The sequence below is a fragment of the Psychrobacter sp. NG25 genome (assembly GCF_015234355.1).
Lineage (GTDB): Bacteria > Pseudomonadota > Gammaproteobacteria > Pseudomonadales > Moraxellaceae > Psychrobacter.
On record NZ_JADGMV010000004.1, the window covers coordinates 306,988 to 331,389 of the forward strand.

The 24,402-nt window shown below is 42.7% G+C and carries 21 protein-coding genes; 11 read left to right on the forward strand and 10 right to left on the reverse strand.

Annotation, left to right across the window (positions count from 1 at the left end):
* Positions 1-7 precede the first annotated feature (7 nt).
* The 3 genes from IPZ60_RS08400 to IPZ60_RS08410 form a co-directional block, all read right to left on the reverse strand.
* Positions 8-691 (reverse strand): glutathione S-transferase family protein, encoded by a 684-nt coding sequence (locus IPZ60_RS08400; protein WP_194197349.1) that lies wholly within the window; start codon positions 689-691, stop codon positions 8-10.
* 167 nt (positions 692-858) lie between these two features.
* Entirely contained in the window at positions 859-2,136 is a 1,278-nt protein-coding gene (locus tag IPZ60_RS08405) for a YbfB/YjiJ family MFS transporter (protein WP_194197350.1), read from the reverse strand.
* Positions 2,137-2,470: 334 nt separating this feature from the next.
* The gene (locus tag IPZ60_RS08410) at positions 2,471-3,670 is read right to left on the reverse strand and encodes a sugar transporter (RefSeq protein WP_194197351.1); all 1,200 of its coding nucleotides are present in this window, start codon (positions 3,668-3,670) and stop codon (positions 2,471-2,473) included.
* A gap of 241 nt (positions 3,671-3,911) precedes the next feature.
* On the opposite strand from IPZ60_RS08410, the gene IPZ60_RS08415 reads away from it, so the two are divergent.
* From IPZ60_RS08415 to IPZ60_RS08425, 3 genes are all read left to right on the forward strand, one after another.
* Positions 3,912-4,538, forward strand: coding sequence for a TetR/AcrR family transcriptional regulator (locus tag IPZ60_RS08415; protein WP_265087453.1), 627 nt, complete (start codon positions 3,912-3,914; stop codon positions 4,536-4,538).
* A gap of 81 nt (positions 4,539-4,619) precedes the next feature.
* Entirely contained in the window at positions 4,620-5,603 is a 984-nt protein-coding gene (locus tag IPZ60_RS08420; RefSeq protein WP_194197353.1) for an MDR family oxidoreductase, read from the forward strand.
* Between the two features lie 407 nt (positions 5,604-6,010).
* On the forward strand, positions 6,011-6,643 hold the full coding sequence (locus IPZ60_RS08425; RefSeq protein ID WP_194197354.1) for a hypothetical protein: 633 nt from the start codon (positions 6,011-6,013) through the stop codon (positions 6,641-6,643).
* Between the two features lie 140 nt (positions 6,644-6,783).
* Here IPZ60_RS08425 and IPZ60_RS08430 read toward each other — a convergent pair whose 3' ends face one another.
* Positions 6,784-9,069, reverse strand: a complete 2,286-nt coding sequence (locus tag IPZ60_RS08430) for a TonB-dependent receptor (RefSeq protein ID WP_194197355.1) — start codon at positions 9,067-9,069, stop codon at positions 6,784-6,786.
* A gap of 275 nt (positions 9,070-9,344) precedes the next feature.
* Entirely contained in the window at positions 9,345-11,219 is a 1,875-nt protein-coding gene (locus IPZ60_RS08435; RefSeq protein ID WP_194197356.1) for an autotransporter domain-containing protein, read from the reverse strand.
* Between the two features lie 386 nt (positions 11,220-11,605).
* Here IPZ60_RS08435 and arfB point away from each other — a divergent pair, with 386 nt between their 5' ends.
* The gene (arfB, locus tag IPZ60_RS08440) at positions 11,606-12,019 is read left to right on the forward strand and encodes an alternative ribosome rescue aminoacyl-tRNA hydrolase ArfB (protein ID WP_194197357.1); all 414 of its coding nucleotides are present in this window, start codon (positions 11,606-11,608) and stop codon (positions 12,017-12,019) included.
* A 182-nt stretch (positions 12,020-12,201) separates the two neighbouring features.
* Positions 12,202-12,903 carry a hypothetical protein gene (locus IPZ60_RS08445; protein WP_194197358.1) on the forward strand — a complete coding sequence of 234 codons (702 nt, stop codon included), beginning with the start codon at positions 12,202-12,204 and terminating at the stop codon, positions 12,901-12,903.
* A gap of 191 nt (positions 12,904-13,094) precedes the next feature.
* On the opposite strand, the gene IPZ60_RS14360 is transcribed toward IPZ60_RS08445, so the two are convergent.
* Entirely contained in the window at positions 13,095-13,349 is a 255-nt protein-coding gene (locus IPZ60_RS14360; protein WP_369074415.1) for an RNA 2'-phosphotransferase, read from the reverse strand.
* Entirely contained in the window at positions 13,339-14,028 is a 690-nt protein-coding gene (locus IPZ60_RS08455) for a Crp/Fnr family transcriptional regulator (RefSeq protein WP_194197360.1), read from the reverse strand. Before IPZ60_RS08455 ends, IPZ60_RS14360 begins: the two co-directional genes overlap by 11 nt.
* A gap of 85 nt (positions 14,029-14,113) precedes the next feature.
* Here IPZ60_RS08455 and IPZ60_RS08460 point away from each other — a divergent pair, with 85 nt between their 5' ends.
* From IPZ60_RS08460 to IPZ60_RS08475, 4 genes are all read left to right on the forward strand, one after another.
* Positions 14,114-14,905 carry a class II aldolase/adducin family protein gene (locus IPZ60_RS08460; RefSeq protein ID WP_227669290.1) on the forward strand — a complete coding sequence of 264 codons (792 nt, stop codon included), beginning with the start codon at positions 14,114-14,116 and terminating at the stop codon, positions 14,903-14,905.
* A 7-nt stretch (positions 14,906-14,912) separates the two neighbouring features.
* The gene (locus IPZ60_RS08465) at positions 14,913-15,785 is read left to right on the forward strand and encodes an alpha/beta fold hydrolase (protein ID WP_194197361.1); all 873 of its coding nucleotides are present in this window, start codon (positions 14,913-14,915) and stop codon (positions 15,783-15,785) included.
* A 411-nt stretch (positions 15,786-16,196) separates the two neighbouring features.
* Positions 16,197-17,201 carry a 23S rRNA pseudouridine(2604) synthase RluF gene (gene rluF / locus IPZ60_RS08470; protein WP_194197362.1) on the forward strand — a complete coding sequence of 335 codons (1,005 nt, stop codon included), beginning with the start codon at positions 16,197-16,199 and terminating at the stop codon, positions 17,199-17,201.
* A gap of 101 nt (positions 17,202-17,302) precedes the next feature.
* Positions 17,303-17,746, forward strand: a complete 444-nt coding sequence (locus tag IPZ60_RS08475; RefSeq protein ID WP_194197363.1) for an SRPBCC family protein — start codon at positions 17,303-17,305, stop codon at positions 17,744-17,746.
* A gap of 75 nt (positions 17,747-17,821) precedes the next feature.
* On the opposite strand, the gene IPZ60_RS08480 is transcribed toward IPZ60_RS08475, so the two are convergent.
* Entirely contained in the window at positions 17,822-18,133 is a 312-nt protein-coding gene (locus tag IPZ60_RS08480) for a DUF1244 domain-containing protein (protein ID WP_194197364.1), read from the reverse strand.
* 193 nt (positions 18,134-18,326) lie between these two features.
* Between IPZ60_RS08480 and IPZ60_RS08485 the strand changes: the two genes are divergently transcribed.
* On the forward strand, positions 18,327-19,121 hold the full coding sequence (locus IPZ60_RS08485; protein WP_194197365.1) for an SEL1-like repeat protein: 795 nt from the start codon (positions 18,327-18,329) through the stop codon (positions 19,119-19,121).
* Positions 19,122-19,255: 134 nt separating this feature from the next.
* On the opposite strand, the gene IPZ60_RS08490 is transcribed toward IPZ60_RS08485, so the two are convergent.
* Positions 19,256-20,134, reverse strand: coding sequence for a hypothetical protein (locus IPZ60_RS08490; RefSeq protein ID WP_194197366.1), 879 nt, complete (start codon positions 20,132-20,134; stop codon positions 19,256-19,258).
* 385 nt (positions 20,135-20,519) lie between these two features.
* Here IPZ60_RS08490 and IPZ60_RS08495 point away from each other — a divergent pair, with 385 nt between their 5' ends.
* Positions 20,520-21,017: a hypothetical protein gene (locus IPZ60_RS08495; RefSeq protein WP_194197367.1), complete on the forward strand. Its 498-nt coding sequence runs from the start codon at positions 20,520-20,522 to the stop codon at positions 21,015-21,017.
* A gap of 349 nt (positions 21,018-21,366) precedes the next feature.
* On the opposite strand, the gene IPZ60_RS08500 is transcribed toward IPZ60_RS08495, so the two are convergent.
* Positions 21,367-23,931, reverse strand: a complete 2,565-nt coding sequence (locus IPZ60_RS08500) for a membrane-bound PQQ-dependent dehydrogenase, glucose/quinate/shikimate family (protein WP_194197368.1) — start codon at positions 23,929-23,931, stop codon at positions 21,367-21,369.
* Between the last annotated feature and the right edge of the window lie 471 nt (positions 23,932-24,402).

Here is a 24,402-nt window from a genome sequence, read left to right on the forward strand (position 1 = left end):
CCTAGCGCTATTCTGCGTCTTTTGCGAAGTTTTGTGGATATAGTGCACGTGCAGCGACTTCATCAAAATCTGACTTAAACTCAACGCCTTTAGCGATATTTCGTGCTTTTTCTACGGCAGGGCGAGCATTGATGCTAGCAAACCAACGCTTCAGGTTAGGATAGTTATCTAAGCCGGGTTCGCCTAATATAAACGCGGCCTTATCAACCCAGCCCCATGCTGAAATATCAGCGATAGAGTAGTCATCACCAACCAAATACTCACGACCTTCAAGATGCTTATCTAACACTTCGTAATGACGCTCTGCTTCGCGAAGATAGCGATTGATGGCATAAGGGATTTTTTCTGGCGCTTTGTGACTAAAGTGTACTGATTGACCAGAGAAAGGACCTAAACCTGTCGCTACAAACATGAGCCATGACAACATCTCACCGCGATCTTCTGGCGCGCCTGCTAGTTGACCTGTTTTTTCGGCCAAGTACATCAATATAGCCGTTGAATCAAAGACACGTTTGCCATCATCTTCGAGAGCAGGGGTTTTACCATTAGGATTAATAGCGCGGTATTCAGGCGTATGCTGTTCACCTTTCAACGTATCTACTGGTACTAACTCGTATGGTAAGCCTGTTTCCATAAGATATAGAGCGACTTTCAGAGGGTTAGGGGTCTGGTGAAAATAGAACTTAAGCATTATCTTGTCCTTATGATATTGAAGTATGGGTCGTGGATCTGAACGGGTTTAGATTATATAAATATCGTTTTGTTAGAGCCACTATAAACAAAAATGAACGACCGTTCAAGTTTATTTGTAGTAGTTCGTTATCTCACAGCTTAGAGTAAGGGCAAAAAGGGTCTTCATTAAGCTGATTTTTGTGGACGTAATAATAAGGAAAGTCCAAGCGCGACAAAAGCGGCGATGCCAGATACCATATAGCTGATACTAAAGTCACCAGTGATTTCTGCCAGATAGCCTGCTGCCACTGGCCCGAGAGCCTGTCCACCTGAAAAAGCAAAAGTCAGCGCCGCGAGAGCACTTGCCGCCGCTGCAGGCCCGAAATAATCGCCCGCCGAGGCAGCCATAATGACAGGCACACTCCACACCACTAAGCCAAACAGGATAATTGACAGATACAGTCCTGAATGCCAATCAGTTAATCCGACCAAGAGATAAGCGATGGCAAGGAAAACAAAGGCTAAAGCGAGACCAAGACGTCTGCCAATGTGATCAGAAATCCAGCCAAACAACATACCTGAGAAGACGCTAAGCAGTCCAATCCATGCCCAAATACCACCCGCAGTCGCTTCACTTAATTGGTAGGAGCCAACCATGCTGGTGACGATAAAGGTCACGTAAACCATATAAGTAGCACCATAAATGGCGAAGATGATACCTAGATGCACGAGCAATTTAATGTTGCTGCGTTCTAGCTTTTTCTTGTTTTTCACAGGCAGAGTAGGTGCGCGCCCAAAAGGGTTTTGACTGACATCGTCTGGATGATTGCGAATCAAAGTAAAAGTAAGACAAGCCACCACGATGTTAATCACAGCAAAAATTAGCCAACCTGTCTGCCAAGACAGTAAGTTAGAGAAGGGTAAAAGTTTAGGTACGACAAAGCCCGATAGAATAATGCCAAACCCAGGACCCGCCATGACCAGTCCTAAAGCAAGTCCACGGTGTGAAGGGAAAAACCAATGCGACATGACACTCATCATCGGTAATACCACACCGCCACTACCGATACCCGTCAGCACATAGAGTGCGCAAAGTATGGGAAAGCTGGTGGTAAAAGCCATACCGAGCATCGAGACAGCGATCAAGAGCAGACTGCACGTCGCAGTAGCTCGAGTACCAAACCGAGGTAGAACGAACGGACTTAAAAGCACTGCAACGAGATAGCCTATCAGGTTGGTGAATCCCAATATGCCACTTTGAGTGTAATTTAATCCCAAAGAAGATGACATGGATGGTAGCAACATGCCAAATGCGAATCGTCCTAGCCCAAGTCCACAGAACATTGCCACAGAGCCTGTCGCAGCAACTATCCAAGCATAATGTAACTTGCCCAGCTTAAGAGGAGCAGTGCTATCCTGATTTTCTTGATCTTGATTGTCTTGTTGAATCATTCCATCAGCCATCTCGAACCTCCAACAAGTCGAAAGTTCTTAATAGCCATCGTAGCTGTATTTAGACCGAAGGCAACGACTTCCTTGTTTTGAATATTATCCATTTCACACGCATCCTTTTGTGCTTAATCCCTGTCAGTATTTCATTGACTATGTTTATGGCCTAACCATATTGATAGTCTAAGCATACTTGTGTCCAATAAAAATTAGTATAGCCTTACCTGAACGTTCGTTCAATGGATGTTTAAATAAATAGCTAAAATGATTTTGTAGCCAACATTAAAGAAAATGCCAGCTCACTTATGTGGCTGGCATTTTGACTACTATTTTTAACATCGTCTTTTAGTTAGTCGAGTTTTCTGCTCAATTCAGGAAAGCGCTTAATCATAAATAGCATCAGTAGCAGCGCTACAACAGCGATAGCTGCACCGACATATCCGACACTTGATAGTGAAATATGAGTCACGGCATAGCCACCGAATAGCGCACCAGTACCAATGCCTAAGTTGATAATGCCGGAAAACATCGACATTAACATGTCTTGCGCATTGACATCGACCATAATGACTTTGGCTTGCATCGAGATAATAAGCAGCATGAGCGCCGCGCCCCAAAGTAAGGCAATAAAGCTGAGCGCCCATACAGATGTAACCGCTAGCAATAGGGCAAGCATAGACACGAGCATCAGTATCGTCGATATCAGCATCAGTCTGGTATTGAATCTATCGCCCCAGCGACTAAATATCACGCTGCCGACAATCCCTGCTATACCGAATAGCAGTAATACAAGTGTTGCTGAGTTTTCACTGATTGAGCCAACGTGGCGCATGAAAGGTTCGATATAAGAATAAGCCGTATAGTGTGCGGTAAAAACAAGCAGAATAAGCAAGTATAAGCAGACCAATAATGGGTTTTTGAGTAGCTCTGGAATCTTCCTAAAAGACCCTTCAAACATACTGGGTAGTGTTGGTAATAGTCTAGCTTGTAGTACAAATACGATAAAAGCAATCAAGCCAATACCACCAAATGTCGCTCGCCAGCCAAACCATTGGCCGACCAAGCGCCCTAAAGGTACACCTAGTACCATCGCCAATGAGGTACCAGTCGCAAGTACGCTAAGTGCCAGAGCTTTCCTACCTTCAGGCGCGACACGTATAGCGATCGCTGCCGTGATTGACCAAAATATCGCATGAGATAAGGCAATCCCAACTCTGCTGATGAGCAGTACATCAAAACTCCATGCAAATACGGACAGCACGTGACTGGCAATGAACACCGCAAAAAGCCCCAAGAGCAAACGTTTACGCTCAAAACGACTGGTCAGCAGCATCAGTGGCAATGACATGGCCGCGACAATCCAAGCATAGAGTGTCAGCATCCATCCAGTCTCTGCTGTAGTGATAGAGAAGTCTTGGGCAATGTCACTCAATAGGGCGACGGGGACGAATTCTGTGGTATTCATAATAAAGGCGCTGACGCCCATCAAGAATACTTGAAAATACTGAGTCCGGCGAGCATCAGAGCTCGCCTCAATGTTGTGTTTCATAAGATCCAATACAAAGAAGGTGCTAATGCAAAATGATTAGCCAATAGTAGAATAAACAATTTTGGTAATACAAGCGTGGCGAGGCAAGATACCAAGTCAACAGCATTAGTTAAAGGGCTTTTTTGATAAGGATTGTTAATTAGCTGATAGGAAAGCTTAAATTAAAAAATAACAGGGATATCTATCTCACAAATAATTTATTGACATTAAAGACGATCGGTCATAATATCTATGCATGACAATGACTAAGCGAAAAGCCCGACGAGGGCGTCCACCCAATATTGAACGAGAGTTTACGGATACCCGTGAAGCTCTGTTGAGATCTGGGATGGAGATGCTGACAGAGCAAGGCTTTGCGACCACTGGTATCGATGCCATACTCAAACGTATCAATGTGCCTAAAGGTTCCTTCTACAATTACTTCAAAAACAAAGAAGCATTTGGACAGGAAGTGTTGCAGCAATATGCGTTGTATTTTGCTCGCAAGCTAGATCATTGTCTTTTGAATGATCAAGTGTCTCCTATGCAGCGTATTAATGATTTCGTTGAGGATGCTAAGTCGGGAATGATTAAGCATGAATTTCGTCGTGGCTGTTTGGTAGGCAACTTAGGCCAAGAGATTGTCGTGTTGCCTGACAGTTTTCGTTGTGAGTTGGAAAACATACTGCTTGATTGGCAGCAGCGTTTAGCAGCTTGCTTGCGTCTTGCAGTACAACAAGAACAAATGCATTCTAATAGTGATTGTGATGAGCTTGCTGCTTTCTTTTGGATTGGTTGGGAAGGTGCGGTTTTGCGTGCTAAGTTGGTACAAGACGTCAGTCCGTTAGATACTTTTTTCCGAGGTTTTGTAGCAGGGATACAGAAGTAATTTTTTTATCTATACTTTTAGACGACCGGTCTAAATTATTTTTTATTTATTTATAGACGATTGGTCTAAATAGGAGCTGTTATGTTTAAAGCAATATTAATTGAAAAAAATGACGATGTTTATCAGTCTAGTCTGACTGAAATACAGGACACGCAATTACCAGAAGGAGATGTCACGGTTCGTGTGGCATTTAGCACGCTTAATTACAAGGATGGATTAGCCATTACTGGCCGTAGTCCTGTGGTACGTCAATTTCCAATGGTTCCAGGAATTGATTTAGCGGGCACTGTCGAAACGAGCAATCATCCTCGCTACAAAACTGGCGACAAGGTGTTATTGAATGGTTGGAGCGTGGGCGAGAAGTATTGGGGTGGTCTATCACAGAAAGCCAGATTGAATGGTGACTGGCTTATCCCGCTCCCTGAGTCGATGACTGAACGTCAGGCGATGGCGATAGGTACAGCAGGATATACCGCGATGCTTTGTCTAATCGCATTGGAGCGTCATGGACTGACACCAGAGCGTGGTGAAGTGTTGGTGACGGGTGCTAATGGCGGCGTGGGTAGCTTTGCCATCGCACTTTTGGCAAACCAAGGTTACTCTGTCACAGCCTCTACGGGTCGTCTAGAGGAGTCGGAGTACTTAAAAAGCCTTGGTGCAACGACTATCATTGATCGTGCCGAACTGAGTAGTCCGGGCCGCGCACTTGGTAAAGAAAGATGGGCCGCTGCAATCGATTCTGTTGGCAGTCATACGCTTGCCAATGTTTGTGCCAGTATATGTGAAGATGGTGTAGTCGCTACTTGTGGATTGGCTCAAGGCATGGATTTCCCTGCTACTGTTGCGCCTTTTATTTTGCGCGGAGTGAGTTTGCTTGGTATCAATAGTGTGACGCGACCTTATGATGAGCGTATAGAGGCATGGAAACGCTTGAGTACGAGTCTGGATATGACACAGTTGGATGCAATCACGAGAGAGATTGGTCTAAGCGAAGTTATTCCGACAGCAAGTGAGTTATTGGATGGAAAAATTCGTGGTCGAATAGTCGTTGATGTAAATCGTTAAGACATAGGTGATATGCTTAATGCTTTAACACTAGCGTTTCCATACTAATACTTAGCTTCGTACTAGCATGTGAACAAGTGACGTATAGAAATACCGAAAGCTGAGTGTTTAAAGTGAAAAACAATTATTCACAAACAGGCACACACATCGGTATTTATTTTTTATCATTTAATATGCTATCATTATTGCGTTGTCTATCGTGGGTTTAACAGTTTTGTCATCACCGACTATTCTTGTAATAGCAGTGGTGTGCAAACCTTGCAACTTCCAGCACGATATAAAAGAACTCTGGTAAAGCGCATGAGCCTGTACTCCGACATCCTCATTTGTGCCTGATTTTATTTGCCCATATGGGCTTATATCATACTTTTTTGTCGGAGTTACAGGAGTCTAAGGTGTTTAATCTCATGAGCCACGTTGCTAACCAATCCAAATATACTCGTCGTTATCATCCACATCATCTTTTAGCGCAATACGTGATCAATCAAATAGACACGCTTGAGCTGCGTTCGCAAGATATTATCAAAAAGATGGGTTATCCGCTAAAGCATACCATTCCTGCGTGTGAGCGCCTGCGTCATGTATTGTCGAGCAAGTTCCTTGGGCTTGATGGCAGCTATATTGATAAATATTTTACCGCTGACGAATTTTTAGCGACGCTATTTTCAGTGCTCGATATACCTTACGAACCCTTTGCAGATGATATTGCTCAAATCAAACACGACTTAGTTAACCCTCCAAAGTCTTTATGTACATATAGTTTAAGAGCAGAGATAGATTTTGAGTTTGTGGATGCGAATTGGATGGTTCGTTGCGGAGTATCGCGTTTGGCTCATATATGTCTACCTAATGATTTTGTTGAAATGAATAAAGCAAAACGCACCTCGATCGTAAAAGACGCTATCTATGATCATTATCAGCAGTATGTGAGTGGTTTGCCTTATGATGGTGTGATCAAGGGCTATCAACTAATTGCTGAGCAGAATAATGAAGTGATTGATACCATAGCGTATGGATTACCAAAATCTAGCAACGTCTGAATACAAAGGCTTCTATAGAATTAATGATTTAACATCTTAACGATTAGCAAGTATTAGATGTTGTAAAAAAAGTCCCTATTCAAATGAATAGGGACTTTTTTTGGTCTACATTATCTATATGACATAAACTGGCCTGTCACTTAAAAACGATGGGTATAGCCAACCGTATAAGTACGTCCTAGACCTTTGTAATCAAATGCTGATGCAGGTGCGTAGCTACCATAATATATCTGCGCTTGTTGCCCCCAAACGGTGGTGTAATCTTTGTCCAATAGGTTTTGAACGCCCAGACTAAACTCGCCTGAAGGCAAGAAGTATGTGTAATCTAGATCAACCGTGGTATAGCCATCTAGCTCTTGAGTAGAGTCGCTACTTGAATCGTAACCTGAGACGTCACGCATCATATTTGCTTGTAGCTTAAGCGCTTGATTGTCATCTTCCCAGCGTGTCCACAGAGCGTATTTGGCTGGGCTGGTGTCAGTCACGACAGTGTCTTCGTAGCTACCATCAACCTGCGTCTCGCTTTTAACCCAATGTGCCAGTGCGCCGATGCTCACATTGTCATTAATCGCATAGTCACCTTTTGCTTCAACACCATACACACGTTTTTTATTATCACTTTGAGTGATCAGCAGTGTGCTGCGATCATAGTCAATACTGCCATCCGATAGGCTATAGTAACCAGTCAGCTGACCCGTCAAATTGTTATGATTAAACGACGTGCCTAACTCGTAGCTATCAGTTTTGATGCCATCAAGTTCAGTACCTGAAACATTAGAGCCATTAACAAGCTCATAATAGTTTGCTGCATTTTTTGCATAGATGCCTTGACCATAAAACTTTGCAGGATCAGGCAACTCAAAGCCTTGCGAGAAGTTCGCAAAATAGCGTAGGTTGCTGTTAGGTTTATAATTAAGCCCCAAGTTAAATAGGCTAACATTATAGTCAGTGCTACCGCCAGGGATCGCGTCACCACCAGTGGCATTGCCTAAAGCAATATCAGTCTGTACTGTGCTAGAGACAAAATCATCGATTTTATTGTTTAGGTGTTGGTAGCGCATACCAGCTGTCGCGCTTAGCTTATTGGTTAGCTCATAATCACCTTGAATGAAACCAGCGATAGAATTTACCTCAGTGCCAGGGTAGCGTCCAACGGTGGCAAACTCATCATTGACCAGACCACCAGTAGCAATGCTCGTACCCTGATTAAATATCATTTTATTACTGTCAAGTTTGTCTTGATAGCCATCGATACCATAGGTTAATTTGAGCTTGTCAGTCCAATCCTTGCTTAGTGCGACACGTGCTGAAGTTACGTCAGTTGACTGCTCTGAAGCGGCAAAGTAAGTGCCATAGATGAATGGAATAAAGCTGAGCTCTTCAGTGCGATGTGAGAGCTGAGCATATACTTCATGACCGAATAGCTCAGTATTGTGGTAATTGGCATTGTATTGCTGACGTTCCGTACTGGCCTGACGATCACTCTCAAAACCTTCACTAATCTCGGCACCGAATGGATAAGTGGTTAGATCATACTGAATACCGTAATCCGTATCCTGCTCACTATTATAGTACTGTGCTGACAAGTCTAAGGTTTGCTTTTCATCAATCTGTAGTTGTGTACTGGTCAAGATATCAATGGTCTCATTGTCTTGCAACGAACCCTGAGTGGTATCAGGAACCAGCATTTTACCACTGCCATCAAAGAAAGAGCCGGTCTGTTCATAAGTGACGGCTAGCTTACTTTTGATATTTTCTGTACCACCGCCGATTGAGGCATGACCTTTGTAAGAGATATCATCCTCATCCTGAAAGCCGGAAGTTGCTTGTATAGAAGTGGTGATTTGTGGTTCACCAGCTTGTGCTTTTTTGGTCTTGATATTGATAATACCACCGGTTGCGCCACCACCATAGACTGCCGATGCACCAGACAATACTTCGATACTCTCGATATTTTCCATGCTAATCGAGTCTAGATAACGACTGATAGCACGTGATGAATTGAGTGATACACCATCAATCATTACTTGCATACTACGCCCACGCAAGTTTTGACCTGCGCTCGTACGACCGCCGCTACCCAAATCGAGGGAGGGTACTTCTTGAGCGATAAAGTCGCCTAAACGCTTACCCGTACGTGCCGCTTCATCGACTTTGTACTCATCAATATACCAGACAGTCGCTGGAATATCAGAGATGGCTTTTGGTGTTTGGTTGGCAACCACCACGATAGGATCAAGCGTGACACTTGGCTGAGCACTTTGGTCGGTATCAATCGTTGTGTCAGCAAATGCTGGACTGAATTGCAATAGTGTCCCTACAGCTAGAACCATAGGTGCTTTTTTTGAGGTCTGTAGGGTGGTTAGAATGGCGCTATACAAACGAGAGTAGGGCAAAGTACGAGATAAAGTATGGCGCTTAGACATAATGATGGAACCGTAGTGTAAATGATAATTGTTAATGATACCTTTATCATCTAAATATGTCTATAGGTTATGGTTTGGTAAATAGAACTGACCGAATATGTCTTAGAAGACGATGAATATGATAAATATGTAACCAATGGAAGAGAATAGCTATTGAAAATAGTCTCAGACACACACAGAAAAACCGTCTGATGCTCTTTGCATTAGACGGTTTTATAAGATTTTCAATGCAGCGATTTTACACTCTATACTTTAGGCTTTGATGAGAGAGCTATTTAAAATGCGCCGCTAAGCCCAACAAACAAACTCGTTGATTTATCATCATCACCTTGTGAATGCGTAACACCTGCATTGGCACTCAGTTGACCAAAGTTCTTAGATAGCCCAAGTGTCATTGCAAAGTTGTCATCGTCAGTTTGTGCCATTGGTGTGCTAAAGCTAATGTTAGACAATGTGTTTAGGCGTGCTGTTACGGCTTCACGATTGTCACTTAGCTGCTTTTGATAATGGATATCACCGAACACGTTTAGTTTTTCCATGACATTATGATTGGCTTTGACCCCAAGCTTGCCATAAGTAGTTGTGTATTTTTGCTCATCGAACTGCATGGCGATGCCAGAGTTTTCTTGTTCTTCAAGCTCACTAATCTTTACACGGCTAGCAGTTGCACCGATATATGGAGTGATAGCAACGCTGCTTACTTGCATTGGGTAGCCGGCCTGTACGTTGGCATAAAAACGTTTGCCATCAGCATTTGATTTAAATTCTTGCTTATAGCTGCCGAGCGTGACGGCGCGTGTGACATCCACATCCATATTGCCAAAACCCACAGCACCATTAATTTGTACGCCACCAAAATTGTCTAGCGTATTGCTATGATAGACACCAAACCCTACTTCATCTAATTCAATATTGCTTAAACCCGTAGCGACACCTGAGTTATCAAATTCTTTTTGAGTAATGTTGCCATATAAGCCAGTGACTGCGTTTGCTGAATTGGGATGAGCAAAGTCTACGCCGAATAGTACTTGTGTATTGTTATCACTATCAAACCCTGCGATGTCTTGATCTTCAAATTCACCTACCGCCCATAACGTACGGTCAGGCTTTTGCTCACTGCTTTGGATTTGGTTGACGTGAGATTGTAAGCGCTCATTGGTTGCTAGTCCTGTGGTAGTTGCAATATGTGGCAGGACACCGATTAGGCTAGGCGCAGTGACAACAGCATTTGCATAGTCAGCAATCATTTGATGCGCACTACCGGTCGGATGTATGCCATCCGCAAAAAAGTAGGTTTCGTTGGCATCTGGAGTGACTAAGTCGCTTGATCCACAAGTGAGGGAGCTGTCTGTATTACAAGCAGGTGTCGTGATATTAGTAAAGCCGTAGGCGGTAGGGTTGTCTGCGACTTCTTGCAATAAGCTAAACATATCTAACGGTATGATATTAGCCCCAGTATTTGCCACACCACTGAGCATAAATTGATTATATAGACTGGTTACACCAGTACTTTGCGCTTGTGCTACAGCTCCTTGCTCGATAGCTCTAGGTGTTAGACCGATATCAGGAATATTGGGTACTAAAATATAATTTGCACCATTGTCTTTTAGTGTATTGATGGTGTCGACCTGACTAGCCACTGCGCCAAGTATCGTGGTTTGGGCATTATCAGGATCTGTAGCCGCAGCAAGTAGGTCGTTTGCACCTGCCCAAACAACATATAGTCCATTAGGATCTACTTTGTTATTGGCGACATAGCTATCGACTTGGCTATTGGCAGAAGCCACTGGAATGCCAAAAGCAGTGACGTCTACGCCTGCTCTTGCGCCGCCAATGGCATAGTTATTACCCGTTTGACTACCATCATAGGTATTGGCGACAGCGGTTGTACCTAGCTGCTCAGCGAATGAGGTTGCCCATGTATTGTCAGGGTTGGTAGTGAACTGACCTGATTCCTCAAGTCCAAAAGTGCCTTGGGTAAGTGGACTGAAGTATCCACCATCCGTCAAACTGTCACCAAAAAACGTCACGCTACTATAGTCATTAGCATGAGCGAGTCCGGCCGTACATAGTGTAATGGCTAGTATGCTCTGAGTAAGGGTTTTTAGAGTAGGGCGTTCAATAACAGCACGAGGTGTATGATGAGACATATCGACTTCCTTGTCGTAAATATGGCGGGATTATTAATCGATTGTAACTACTTTTTAAAAACCTAGCAATCTATTTGACTGTAGAGTCCTGTCTTATTTACTGGGTCTTACTAATCTTTAGGTCAATATAATCTCAAAATTCTAAGCAATATTTAATGCCAGAGAGCTTTAAAACGTCACTCTTTAACGCTTGCTGTCATTATTAATATTGTATATTTGATTTAGTTTAAAAGAGAGTCAAGGCAACCGAGTGCAGATATATGTGTGATACTTCAAGCGAGGTTAACGCGGTCACCCTTTTATAGAGAATTGACTATAAGTAGCTGCTTTGTCGATAATGATTTATGATAAGCAGACATTATGGATTATTTATATAAAAGAAAATCATGATTTTCATTAGCAATACCATCCGGCTCAATGACCACGAAGTAGATATTAGCGCCATACGTGCGCAAGGTGCTGGCGGGCAAAACGTCAACAAAGTCTCTTCTGCCATTCATCTGCGTTTTGATATAACGACATCAAGTCTCAGCGCTCCGCAAAAAGAGCGTCTACTGACCAGTAATGATAACCGTATTAGTAAAGAAGGTGTGTTTGTACTAAAAGCGCAGCAATTTCGCACGCAAGAAAGAAACAAGGCAGACGCTATTGAGCGCTTGCAACAATTTATCATACAAGCCACTTCTATCAGCAAAAACCGAAAGCCTACAAGGCCTAGTAGAAATGCCAAGCGTAAACGTGTAGATAAAAAAACCCAGCGAGGTAAGACCAAGGCGCTGCGAGGTAAGGTAGACTTTTAACCTGCTATAAATACTTATATTTTGAGCCGCATATATATCTAAAAGTGTCTGAATAAGAGACAATACGCCCATAGATTTTAAGGCACTGTGACATTGCAAATAGTCGTGCACTTATAAGCTATTACAAATAAGTAATGGCTCACACTTAACAACGTTAATCCAAATAAAAAAGGCAGTTCTGAATGACCAATGATAACCCGTTTAACTTTTTACCCTTGCAGCCTATCGGTAGGAACGAGACTGATAGTGCTAATGCCTATGCTCCTGAAGACATGATTAAAATATACGAACAGCAGTTTCTCATTAAAGTACCTGAAGAGCAGCTGACTGAGTTTTTGCCAGCACTAAAAAGATTTTATGACATTGATAATAATACGTTAGACATCAGTGCTATTATTTTTGAAGCCATCGCGGAATCAAGTATTATTTACAATCACAAAATCAAAGTAGGCGACTATCAAATACTAGGTGGGTTGATAGAAGAAGCGATTGAGTATGATGAAGACAATAAAAATGAAGAAGGTGTCGAAGAAGATATCCAAGCTTACACACTAGAATGTAAACGTACTTTTTTCATCAATGATGTAGAGATACCTTATCATTTCAATTTATTTATTTATGGTGATGGCTATTCTACGTTAACCAAAAAAGAAAGCTTGTTAGAAAAAATGTATTGGTTCGTCAGAGGTAGATTCGAAGAGCATCTGTTGGATGACGCTGAAGATAATGAAAGCTTAGAATCTATCAATGAGCAGCTAGCCAGCTTATGTATTCGTGAAATGGATCTGTCGACTATAGATGGAATAGTCAACTATGTAGAAGACAACATCATGGATGATGCCATGGTAGAGGCACTGAACAAGTTATTAGATGATGCTGAGTAGTATAAAAGATAAGCCTATAGAGTAGGTTGTCGCGGCACATTGCACATTCTATATGAGCTGTGTCTAAGGCGTGTTGAGCATTCACCGATAGCTGCTATTAGGGTTATTATTGAACGTTCAACACGCCTTTATAGTGAGGGTATATCATAAGTTCATTAGCTTTTTAGTTGATGTAATCTAAAGAGTCCATACTATTTACAGACATTTATATAAGCGGGTGGCACTGCTACAGTAAGCCAAACATTATTTTCTGCTTGATAAAACTTGCACCCATATTCTTGCATTTTTTGACTATCAATATCTAATACAACTGTTTTGCCATAATACATGCCAGTTTTCAAGACTGTCTCATAATCTGCTGTCAAATGAACATATTGCTTGTTTGAAAAAGAGCATTGTCTAATAGCAGCGAGTAAAACAAATGATAAGGTCTGTTTATGCAGGATTCATCATTGCCATTAATTGAGACTTGTCTTTTATAGTGATAAAACCATAGTGCATATCGATAAGGTTCTGCTTTTGCCACGATTGTATGATTTTATTGATGGTTTGTCTGGTCGTGCCAAGCATAAAGCCAAGCTCTTCTTGCGATAAGCGCAGATCTATTTTGATATCATCTCCCGTTTGCTTGCCATAAGTATCGATCAGTCCAATCAGCATACTAGCCAGTCGCGCTGAGGTATTGAGTGAGGTAGCATCGTCAATCCAATCAAATGCTCGGCGGATTCGCTGGCAAGTAATAAGGGCTAGATGCTTGTATAAAATCGGATGCGATTGCGCTGTCTGGATTACTAGGTTTCTAGGGATGGAGATGAGCGTTACTTTGTTAATCGTCCACGCATCATGGGTGCGAGGATTGTCATCTATGATAGATATCTCACCAAACCACTCGCCATTAGATAGATGCGCCAGTGTCATGGCATGCCCACTAGCACTCACATTACACACTCTAATCGTACCCGACACAACAAAGTGTAGAGCGGCATCATCGCCATCACCGATGGCATGAATCATTTGACCTTTTTGGTATACTTTTAGCATAGCATCACCCGCCAGTAGCGGCTGCACAATGGCTGGTAGTTGACTAAACCATGGGTCATCATTTAAATAATGATTAATATTCATAAGTGTAATGTTTTTGACAGATTTGGTTTTATAAAATGGTGTAAGGTAATCATTCGGGATATTTAAAACAGTAAAGGAATACACCATGCAAACAGCTATGCAAACCACTACATCAATGGATTCATCATCGAGTGTACACCATAATATGAGCGAACAAGAGTGGCAGATGCGAGTAAATCTTGCTGCCTGTTATCGAATGATTGCCTCTTATGGCTGGGACGATCTGGTATTCACTCATATCTCTGCACGCGTACCGGGTACTGAGGATGAGTTTTTAATAAATCCGTATGGGATGTTATTCGAAGAGATTACAGCATCCAGTCTGGTTAAGGTCAATAAATTAGGCGAAAAAGTAGCACCATCAGAGTTCGACGTAAACCCAGCTGGGTTTATCATTCATAGTGCTGTGCACGAAGCTCGCGACGATGCGCACTGCGTCATTCATCTGCACACAAATGATGGCGTTGCTGTCTCAGCGCAAGAAAGAGGCTTACTGCCCATCTCGCAACAGTCATTATTTCCACTATCTAACTTGGCATACCACGACTACGAAGGTGTCGCATTAAACCCTGAAGAAAAAGTACGCTTGGTTGCTGATTTAGGCGATGCTCACTTCATGATTTTGCGTAACCATGGTCTACTCACTTGTGCTGATACGGTCGCCAATGCGTTTTTGTACATGTATATCATGCAAAGAGCTTGCGAGATTCAAATCAAAGCACAGAGCGGGGGCGGTGTATTGACACCAATACCAGCACAAATTTTGGCAGGTATCCAAGCTGCGTCAGAGCAAGTGACTCGAGGCGCGAATGGCGATATCGCATGGCCTGCATTACTAAGAAAATTACGCCGCACTGACCCGTCATTTGAGGAGTAAGTCTCTCATGATAACTCTTGATGAGTGGCAACGGCAGGGACAGTATGAAACTATTCATGGGCACCAAATATTTACTCGGTATGCAGGGGATAAAAGTGCGCCCGTATTGCTATTGATTCATGGTTATCCTAGTGCCAGTTGGGACTGGGAGGGCATGTGGGAGGCGCTAACCGAGCACTATTATGTCATCACCCTCGATATGCTGGGGTTTGGATTGTCAGACAAACCCAAAAACGCGCGTTATCTAATCAGTGAGCAGGCCGATATTTATCAAGCTGTTTTAGAAAAGCTGGGCGTTAGTGATTATCATATATTAGCGCATGACTATGGTGATACAGTGGCTCAGGAATTGCTGGCAAGACAAGTTGAGGGGTGTGCTGGGCTACGCATTGCTAGCGTATGCTTCTTAAACGGTGGTCTGTTTCCTGAGACGCACAAACCTATCTTGGTGCAAAAGCTACTGCTATCGCCATTAGGCCCTCTGGTATCAAAGCTGATTAATAAACAGAAATTTGCAGGCAGCTTACAGCGGATATTTGGCCCCGATACACAGCCTACGTCAGAGGTGATAGACACGCTATGGCAATTGTTAAATCACAATAACGGATTGGGTGTGATGCATAAGTTGATTAACTATATACCCCAACGCCAGCAGTACCGTGAGCGATGGGTAAGTGCGATTATCAACAGTAATATACCTGTGAAATTGATAGCTGGTGCCAAAGATCCCATCTCAGGACAGCATATGATTGATCGTTATCGTCAGTTGATACCCAATGCTAATATAACCAATATGCTTATGTTAGGTCACTATCCGCAGATAGAAGATGCGGCGGCAATCACAGCGGGCTATCTACAATTTAGGCGCAGTATTCTGTAAATACAGTTCAATCTAAAAAACGCAGAGCATCAAGTGGTGCTCTGCGTTTTTTATTCTATTCTCATTACTTGAGTCTCAAGTGCATGTAAGCTATTAGCTGAGTTAGAAAAACGCATCACGGAATGAATAGCATAGGTCAAAGTGCATTAAGTTCAGAAAATTGAAGCGATAAGCTCAATCCGTTCCATGTTTTTCAATGCTGACCCATTTTTTAAACCTTTGATATGATGAACAAGTGATTTTGACGCCATTCTGATTGACACAACTCTGGATATATTTCTAACTCTTCGCTCATCTCTCCTCAAAGGGACACTGAATTTCCTATATAATGAGAGCTATTTCGTTATTGATAATCCATTCAATTTAGGCTTTTTGAGCAAAAAAGCTTTTCCTCAGGTAAAACGGTGCTCTATGTTTAACGCTTCCTCGACTCGTTTGAATAAATACATCAGCGAAAGCGGTATCTGCTCCAGGCGAGATGCTGATCGCTTTATTGAACAAGGTAATGTGTACATTAATGGCAAGCGCGCTTCGGTGGGTGACCAAGTGGCTGCTGGAGATGCGGTAAAGGTTAATGGGCAGCTTATTGAGCCACGAGAGCCCGATGATTTTGTGTTTATCGTCTTGAATAAGCCGGTAGGTATTGTGAGCACCACAGAAAGCTCTGAGAAAAATAACATTGTCGATTTTGTGAGACATAGTTTACGTATTTTCCCGATTGGACGTTTGGATAAAGATTCCCAAGGGTTAATATTTTTGACCAATAATGGCGATCTGGTCAACAAGGTGCTACGTGCTGGTAATAACCATGAGAAAGAGTATTTGGTCACGGTGAATAAGCCGTTAACCGATAGTGTTATCGAGGGTTTAGCAGGCGGTGTGCCGATGCTTGGCAAGATGACGAAAAAATGCCCAGTGACTAAAGTAGCGCCTAATGTGTTTAACATTACGCTAGTTCAAGGTCTAAACCGTCAAATTCGCCGTATGTGTGAGCATTTTGGTTATGAAGTCGTGAAGCTTGAGCGTACGCGGATTATGAATGTAAGCCTCAAGGGTACGCCCGTTGGAGACTGGCGAGACTTAACGCCAAAAGAATTGTCTGTATTACTTAAATCTGTAGAAGACTCTTCTTCGCAAGACAGTAAGTCATCTAAGAAATCTAGTAATGCGCCACGAAAAAAACCTCGTACCGATGCTTCATCAAAGTCAAAACCATCTTCAAAATCGGCGGGTGCGGCAAAGGGGCGTAACAAATACGCTAAGGATGATGCTAAAAAGCCAGCGGGTTCTAAAGGTAGGGATGGACGTCCTGCTGGTCGTGGTAAGCCGTCAGGGGGTAATGGTAAGTCTGGAGGCAATGGCAAACCTGCTACCAATGGCAGGCGTCCTTCAAAAGGCCGAGGGTCTAAGCGGTAGTAGTTTCGCGATCATAAGTTTTTAACGTGCGACTGCTTTCTTCATTTTTTAAATGTCCGTAAGCTAAATAATTTTAACTTTGACCTTAACAGGATAATATTATGTTTAAAATAAAAGTAGAACGCATTGTCAAAAAACCGATCGATGAGGTATTTGAGGCACTGAGTGACCACGCCAGTTATGGCTCATTTAAAGCGGTAGGTGTAGCTAAGTTGGTGAATGAAGGTGACAAGGAGCGTAATGGCGTTGGGGCTTTACGTACCATTCAATCGGGACCTGTTAAGTTTTGGGAGCGAATTACGGCGTTTGAGCGTCCTATTCACATGCAATACCAAATCGAAAAATCTAGACCTATAAAAATGCAACATGATAAAGGTGTTATTGATTTAAAAGACTTGGGCGATGGCACCACACACGTGACTTGGGTATCTGAAGGTCGATTGACGGTACCATTGCCATTAGTCGGTCGCCTATTTGACCGTCAAATGCAGAAACAAGGAACCATAGGGTTTAGTAGCATACTTAAATCTATAGAAAGCCGCTAATCTAGCGGCAATGTTGGGTTTTTTGATATCACTCTCTAGTGGTGGCTTATTTTATTTGAGTCATCACTGTCAGTTTTAATCCGCTTTATTCTTAGCAGCTTCAATCTCGTTAAAACGCGCTAACTGCTCTGGCGTTGCTTTCTGTTGATACTTCTCTTTCCACTCAGCATAAGGCATGCCATAAACAAGCTCGCGCGCATCCTCGTATTCGATTTCAATACCACGCTCTTCACCAGCCGCTTTATACCATTTGGATAAGCAGTTACGACAAAAATCAGCAAGGTTCATCAGTTCAATATTTTGTACATCTTTACGCTCGTCTAAATGAGCTAGTAAGCGACGAAATGCCGCGGCTTCTAATTCGATGTTTGATTCTAATTCTGCCATAAGGTTTTTCCTAATTATTAACGCTGTTACTGTTTTATAGAGGATTGATTATATAATCAAGAAGTCGCTGTTGCTATTAATTGCACTAGCCTAGCTTATAAATAAAGTCCTGCATAGTCAAAAAAAGTACGAAATGTCTGCGAATTGTCTATGCTATTTAATGAGATATTTGCTTTTCGTAGGGAGAGTGGTAATGAGGTCTAAATTTAAAACTTCTGTTATTTATAACGTGTTGATTCTGGGCTTATCATTTGGGATAACGTTACCAGCTGCTAGCGCAGACCTTGCAACGACTCAAGCTATGGCGGAGCAAGGTAATGCGGATGCTCAATTTGAGCTTGGTATTCTCTATCACGAAGGCAATGGTGTGGAGCAGGACGCTAGTAAAGTGGTCGAATGGCTCACCAAAGCGGCCAATCAGGGACAAGCAAAGGCTCAATATGTTCTGGGCGCTATGCACTATTTTGGTAAAGGTGTTGAGCAAGATTATACCAAGGCTAGGGAGTGGTGGCAGAAGTCAGCTGAGCAAGGCTATGATGAAGCACAGTATAGCCTTGGCGTTATGTACAGTCATGGCGAAGGGGTTGCTCAAAGCGATAACCAAGCATTTAATTGGTATCAAAAAGCAGCTAAGCAAGGACATGCTGATGCTCAAAATAACCTCGCGGTTATGTATGAGAACGGCAATGGCATGGCTAAGGACTATGCTAAAGCAGTCATGTGGTATCAGAGATCAGCAGCTCAAGGATTAACTGAAGCCGAATATAATCTGGCATGGATGTTCGAAAATGGCTATGGCGTAGATCGAGATTATAATCAGGCATTCAACTGGTATCTGAAAGCGGCTGAGCAAGGTGATGCCACGGCAGCATATGTCATCGGTATGATGTATAACTATGGCAGAGGGGTACAGCAGGATAAATCTCAAGCTGATATATGGTTAAATAAAGCTTGTGGGAGTGGGGTGCAAATACGCTGCAATCGGTAACAGCTGTTTTGTTAGATAGGTTTAAATCATTGGGTGTATTTACTGTAGGTAATTGAAGTATTTAACAGGTATTTTTAGTCGTGTATAGAGTCAAAGAACTCTAAAACGATTAGCGCTTGAATTGAGGACATGCCCTAGCAGCAAGGCACTCTTTTCCATTTACCCTCTACACGTTGTAAGGTGTCGTCGTCAAAGCGTGCCAGTTGCTTATGCGGATAACGTGTTGCGTAGCCTAAAACTGCCTCTAACGTTTTATTACGCACGAACTTTTTGCTTTGTGGATCATAGAGCCAGTAAATATATTTCTCACTGTGGTCACCTTCTGCGGCGTTCAATACCAGATCAAAATAGCCGTCGTAGTTTATGTCTACGTATCTGGTACTGTACGCAGATGCCTCAAACCCCGATAACTTTTGCACCAGTTTTTTAGTGTCTTTATCAATGACATCTACTCGGGTAATAGTAGAGCGATACCAAAGGTCATTATCAACGCCATAATATTTAAAAGAAAACTGTGGATAGGTTTTAATAGGAATCGCTGGGGTAAAGGTGGTTTTTTTGACTGTCGCTTTGCCCTCAGGATAGTGGGTGACGGTTCCGACCAAAGTATTGCTGCGTAAATTTAGAGTGCCATCGATAGCATATTCTGGTGGCGCTTCTAAACCCACCTCTGGATCATATGATTTTAAGGTAATGTTCAATCCTTTTTGAAACCCTTCGACTGAAACACTGTCATCCTTGTTTAGATAGAATAAAGTGCCATGCGGATTCCACACCCCTGAATATATCGTTAATAAAAACTTTCCATCATCTGAGTGCCAATCACGCTCGGCATAAGTGATGACATCCGCAATTGGTTTGATAGGTTTTGTAATAGTAGCTTTACTGATAGAAGGCTTTTTTATAGGCGTAGCTGCTTGCGTGTTAGGCACCGTAATCATTATTAGTGCTGGCAATAGTAATCCGCTCAAAGCACTTTTGAGCGTTATGTATCCGCATTTTAATCGAAGCATTAACATATCCTATTCTCTTATCAAACGTTTGTGTGATGATACGTCCGCATCTTAGTTACCGATTGAACGAGAGCCACATAGAGCCACACATTGTGCTCACCTTCCTTGGTTGCACTGATTTTTTATTATAGCGCTGTTCAGCTGGTGTCACCGAGCATTTATTGTTAATAGAGTTGGTTTGAATTTTATGATTTAGGTGTTTTTAATACGGCTATAGGTTATTTGATTTTGGACTAAGTGATAGGCAGATTAAACGCTGGATTGGTAGGCTCTTATCTCTGGTTATACGGTCAATAGTTCGACTCCTGTATAGCGCACCAATCACGATTTAATACTATTTTCAGGCTTGCAAAGTTTATTAGTCAATATAAGGTTAATTAAATAAATGGCTCATTTGGATATACATGCTAAAGCAGAGGTTGGCAAATCCTTAGTAGGGTTCACATTAGGTGAAAAACTGGAAAGCTTTTTGCCTTATGTCGATCAGACTATAGATGGAAATAAAGTTCCTTGGACTGTTTATTTAGCTTTAGAAAATACAGGTGTATTACTGTACGAGATACAGAATAAAAACGAATATAGAATATATTTTTCGGATCCTAAGCTGGAATTTGTATTTAATAAGCAAGGAACTTTATGCATTATTATTGCTGGTACTGGTTATCAAGGCGAAATATTTGAGGGTGGTATCAAAATTGGTAGCCGTATCGGAGATATAGATCATGCGTTAGTTTTGGATGATACGGAAGATGTGCATTATCTAGCGGATGATAAAGGACAGTTCATTGAAGAGATATATTTCGTAGCTGGGGGCTTAGAGCTTGAAGAAGATCCCGACTCCATCATAGAAGAAGTTAGGATTTATAATTACAACTTAATATAGTAACTATTCTGATAGTAACTATTCTGGTCTAGATATCATCTTATTCAAATAATCTTGCACCGTTCAAACAGTACACCGTGGAGTATACTAGGCTTGGTGAAGACAAAGCTGTGGCGGGTACAACTAAAAAGATACACCTAGCCGATGCCGATGTATATCACCTCGATTTTACAGTCATTGGCAGTGGAGTCCATGACAGTCAAGTTGAAGGGGTTTGATAGCACAAGCGGATTGCTTTAGTACTGATAAAAGCTATGATTTAAAGACATTTCATAGTAATAAAGCGGCAATGAATCGAATCATTGCCGCTTTATTGTTAAGCGATGACGTTACTTAGCGTTACTTGGCTTTACTTTGATTTGTCACCAAGTTTATAAGCCAAGACGTAATCACCAATGGTTGTACCAACTGAACCATGTCCACCAGCAACCAATAGCACCATTTGCTCACCTTTAGAATTCAAATAAGTCATTGGTGTGGCTTGACCGCCTGCTGGAATACGAACGTTCCATAGCACGTCGCCATTTTTCAAATCATAAGCTCGGAAGTTGTTTTCCGTCGCTGCTGACAAGAACGCTACGCCGCCCTTAGTAATGATAGGACCACCGATACCAGGGACACCCAATTCCAGTTTGATAGGAATAGGAGACAAGTCTTGTACGGTACCATTTTTACGCTGATAAGCGATGTCACCAGTGGCTAGATCTGCACCTGCTATCGTGCCCCATGGTGGCTGCTGACAAGGAACACCTAGCGGCGATAAGAAAGGCCCAAGCTCGACTGCATAATCGGCGCCTTCGTTCCCATTGACTCCTTGCTCACCTTTGTTGGTTTCTGCATCGCCCAATGTATCTCTAGGAATGAGTTTTGAGGTAAATGCCAAATATGTCGGCATACCAAACATTACGCCATTCTCAGGATCGACCGCGATGCCGCCCCAGTTAAAGGTGCCGAAGTTACCAGGATAGATCAAACTACCATTGGTTGATGGTGGTGTATAGCGACCATCATAATTGAGCTGATTGAACTCAATACGACACATCATTTGATCAATGAGACTGGCGCCCCACATGTCTTTTTCAGTCAACGGTTCAGGCTCAAAGCTCAAACCAGAGTAAGGCTGAGTCGGTGCTGCATGCTCTCCTGCTACCAGATACCCTTGCGGCGCATCACGTTCTTTAATCGGTACAATCGGCTCGCCAGTTGCACGGTTCAAGACATAGACGTCACCTTGTTTGGTCGGTACGACCAATGCAGGCTGGACACCATCAGCGGTATCTAAGTCAAGCAATGTTGGCTGAGCAGGGGTGTCCATATCCCAAAGGTCATGATGGACAAACTGCTGAACCCAGCGTGCTTCACCGGTTTTGAGATCTAACGCGACCACAGACGTTGCATATTTTTCTTCAGCGGCATTTCGATAACTGCCTAGCTGATCAGGCGTACGATTGCCCATTGGGAAATAGGCTAATCCAAGCTCTTCATCGGCAGTGGCGACTGACCATGAATTCGGCGAGCTGGTCTTATAAGTTTGGGTTGGGTCATTGACATCGAAAGGTGCTGTGTTTTCAGGATCGCCTGAGTCCCAGTTCCAAAGCAGCTCACCAGTATTGACATTATAAGCACGGATCACACCAGAAGGTGAGTTGACATCATAGTTATCGTTGACAGCACCAGCTACGATGATGGTATCACCAGCGATTACTGGTGGTGACGTCGAATAATAATACCCTGCTTGATTAAATGGCATGTTATGCATCAAATCTAGTGCACCATCATCACCAAAATCTTGGCAGCGTTGACCAGTGTTTGGATCAAGTGCATATAATTTAGCATCAGAGGTTGGAATAAATATCTTGGCATCGCATTGTTTAGACGCGTTTTCAAAAGTATTACCAACGATTTTTTCAACCATCACATTACTGCTGGCCGCAGCTTCATTAGTAATGGCGCTGTTATCGGTTGTCTCTTCATTAGTAAGGGCAGGCGTCGTATTAGAGCCCGATTGACCAGCATAATAAGACACACCACGGCAAGTTTGATGCTGGCGTTGTAGGTTTTTCTCTACTTTTGGATCAAACGTCCATAGTGACTCACCAGAGTCAGCATCTAATGCCATTACCCAGTTGTGAGGCGTACATAAGTACAGCGCATTGCCAATTTTTAACGGCGTTGCTTGATAAGTAGTCTCGCCGACATCGTCAGGACCTTTGACATCACCTGTTTGGATTTGCCAAGCCAGCTCTAAATCTTTGACATTATCAGTGTTGATTTGAGTTAAAGGCGAGTAACGTTGCCCATAGTCAGTACGACCATAAGCGCTCCATTCACCATCTGGCGTTTGCTGGCCGTTTGATAGAGGATCACCAAGATTTGCAGCAGTATCGGTTGATGTTGCGTTTTGCTCGCCATCATCTGCGGCGCTCAAATCAAGCTCGCCTAATTTATCAGTGGCGTTGTTTGCTAAGCTACCAAAAGAGAGCAGCGCGCCTACGCCGACACTAGCAAGCAGTCCCCAATAATATAGAGGGCTTTTCTTATTCGTCTCTGTGGTCGTGTTTGTTGACGTGCTAGCAGCGCTCGTCGATACGGCAGTCTTATGCCCACGCATCTTATTTGACACCCAAGGCAATAGCATGAGCAAACCAAATATGAGCGGGAAACCAACTCGAGGTGCTAGTGCCCACCAGTAAAAGCCAGATTCCCACAGTGCCCAGACAATGGTCGCGACTATAAAGAGAGCATATAGCCCGTAAGCACTCCAATGTTTTTTGAACAATAAAAATGCTGTCGTTAGCATGATAACGCCAGCAAAAAGATAGTAAGGACTACCGCCTAAAGAGAGCAGATAAGCGCCACCGATAAGTAGAGGGGCGGCGAAAATTGCCATAATGATCGCTACGAGTTTTTCCATGAGCGGTATCACCTGTTTACAGAAAGTCAAATTGACATGCAGTGGTCGACACCCAGTAGCCATTAAACGTCTAGGCGTCCAGCAATACATGCATAAATAAAAAACAGAACGTTGGATGACGTTCTAGACTCTATTTTATCATTTGTGCATAAGTTCGGTAAAGGTGGGGTAAGCTGAGAGTAACGGTTCAGCAGGGTTTTTTAGTTGTTGAATTGTTTCTGACACAGTTACATAAAGTCGCGACTATACTGACATATTTCTGCATCATCACGTACTGCCATCAAGCGATTAAATCCTGATAGTTCCTATTTTAATAGGCTAAAAATCTAGCTTGCCGTTTGCATAGCAGATATTGTATATAGTATGTGCTTTATTGACTGTGGTATATGCCAAGATAAGTATGTTTTATTATTACCGCCAGGTGGCGTAGTTAAAATTTCCCAAGTTAACATCTAACAAATTGACAGCAGG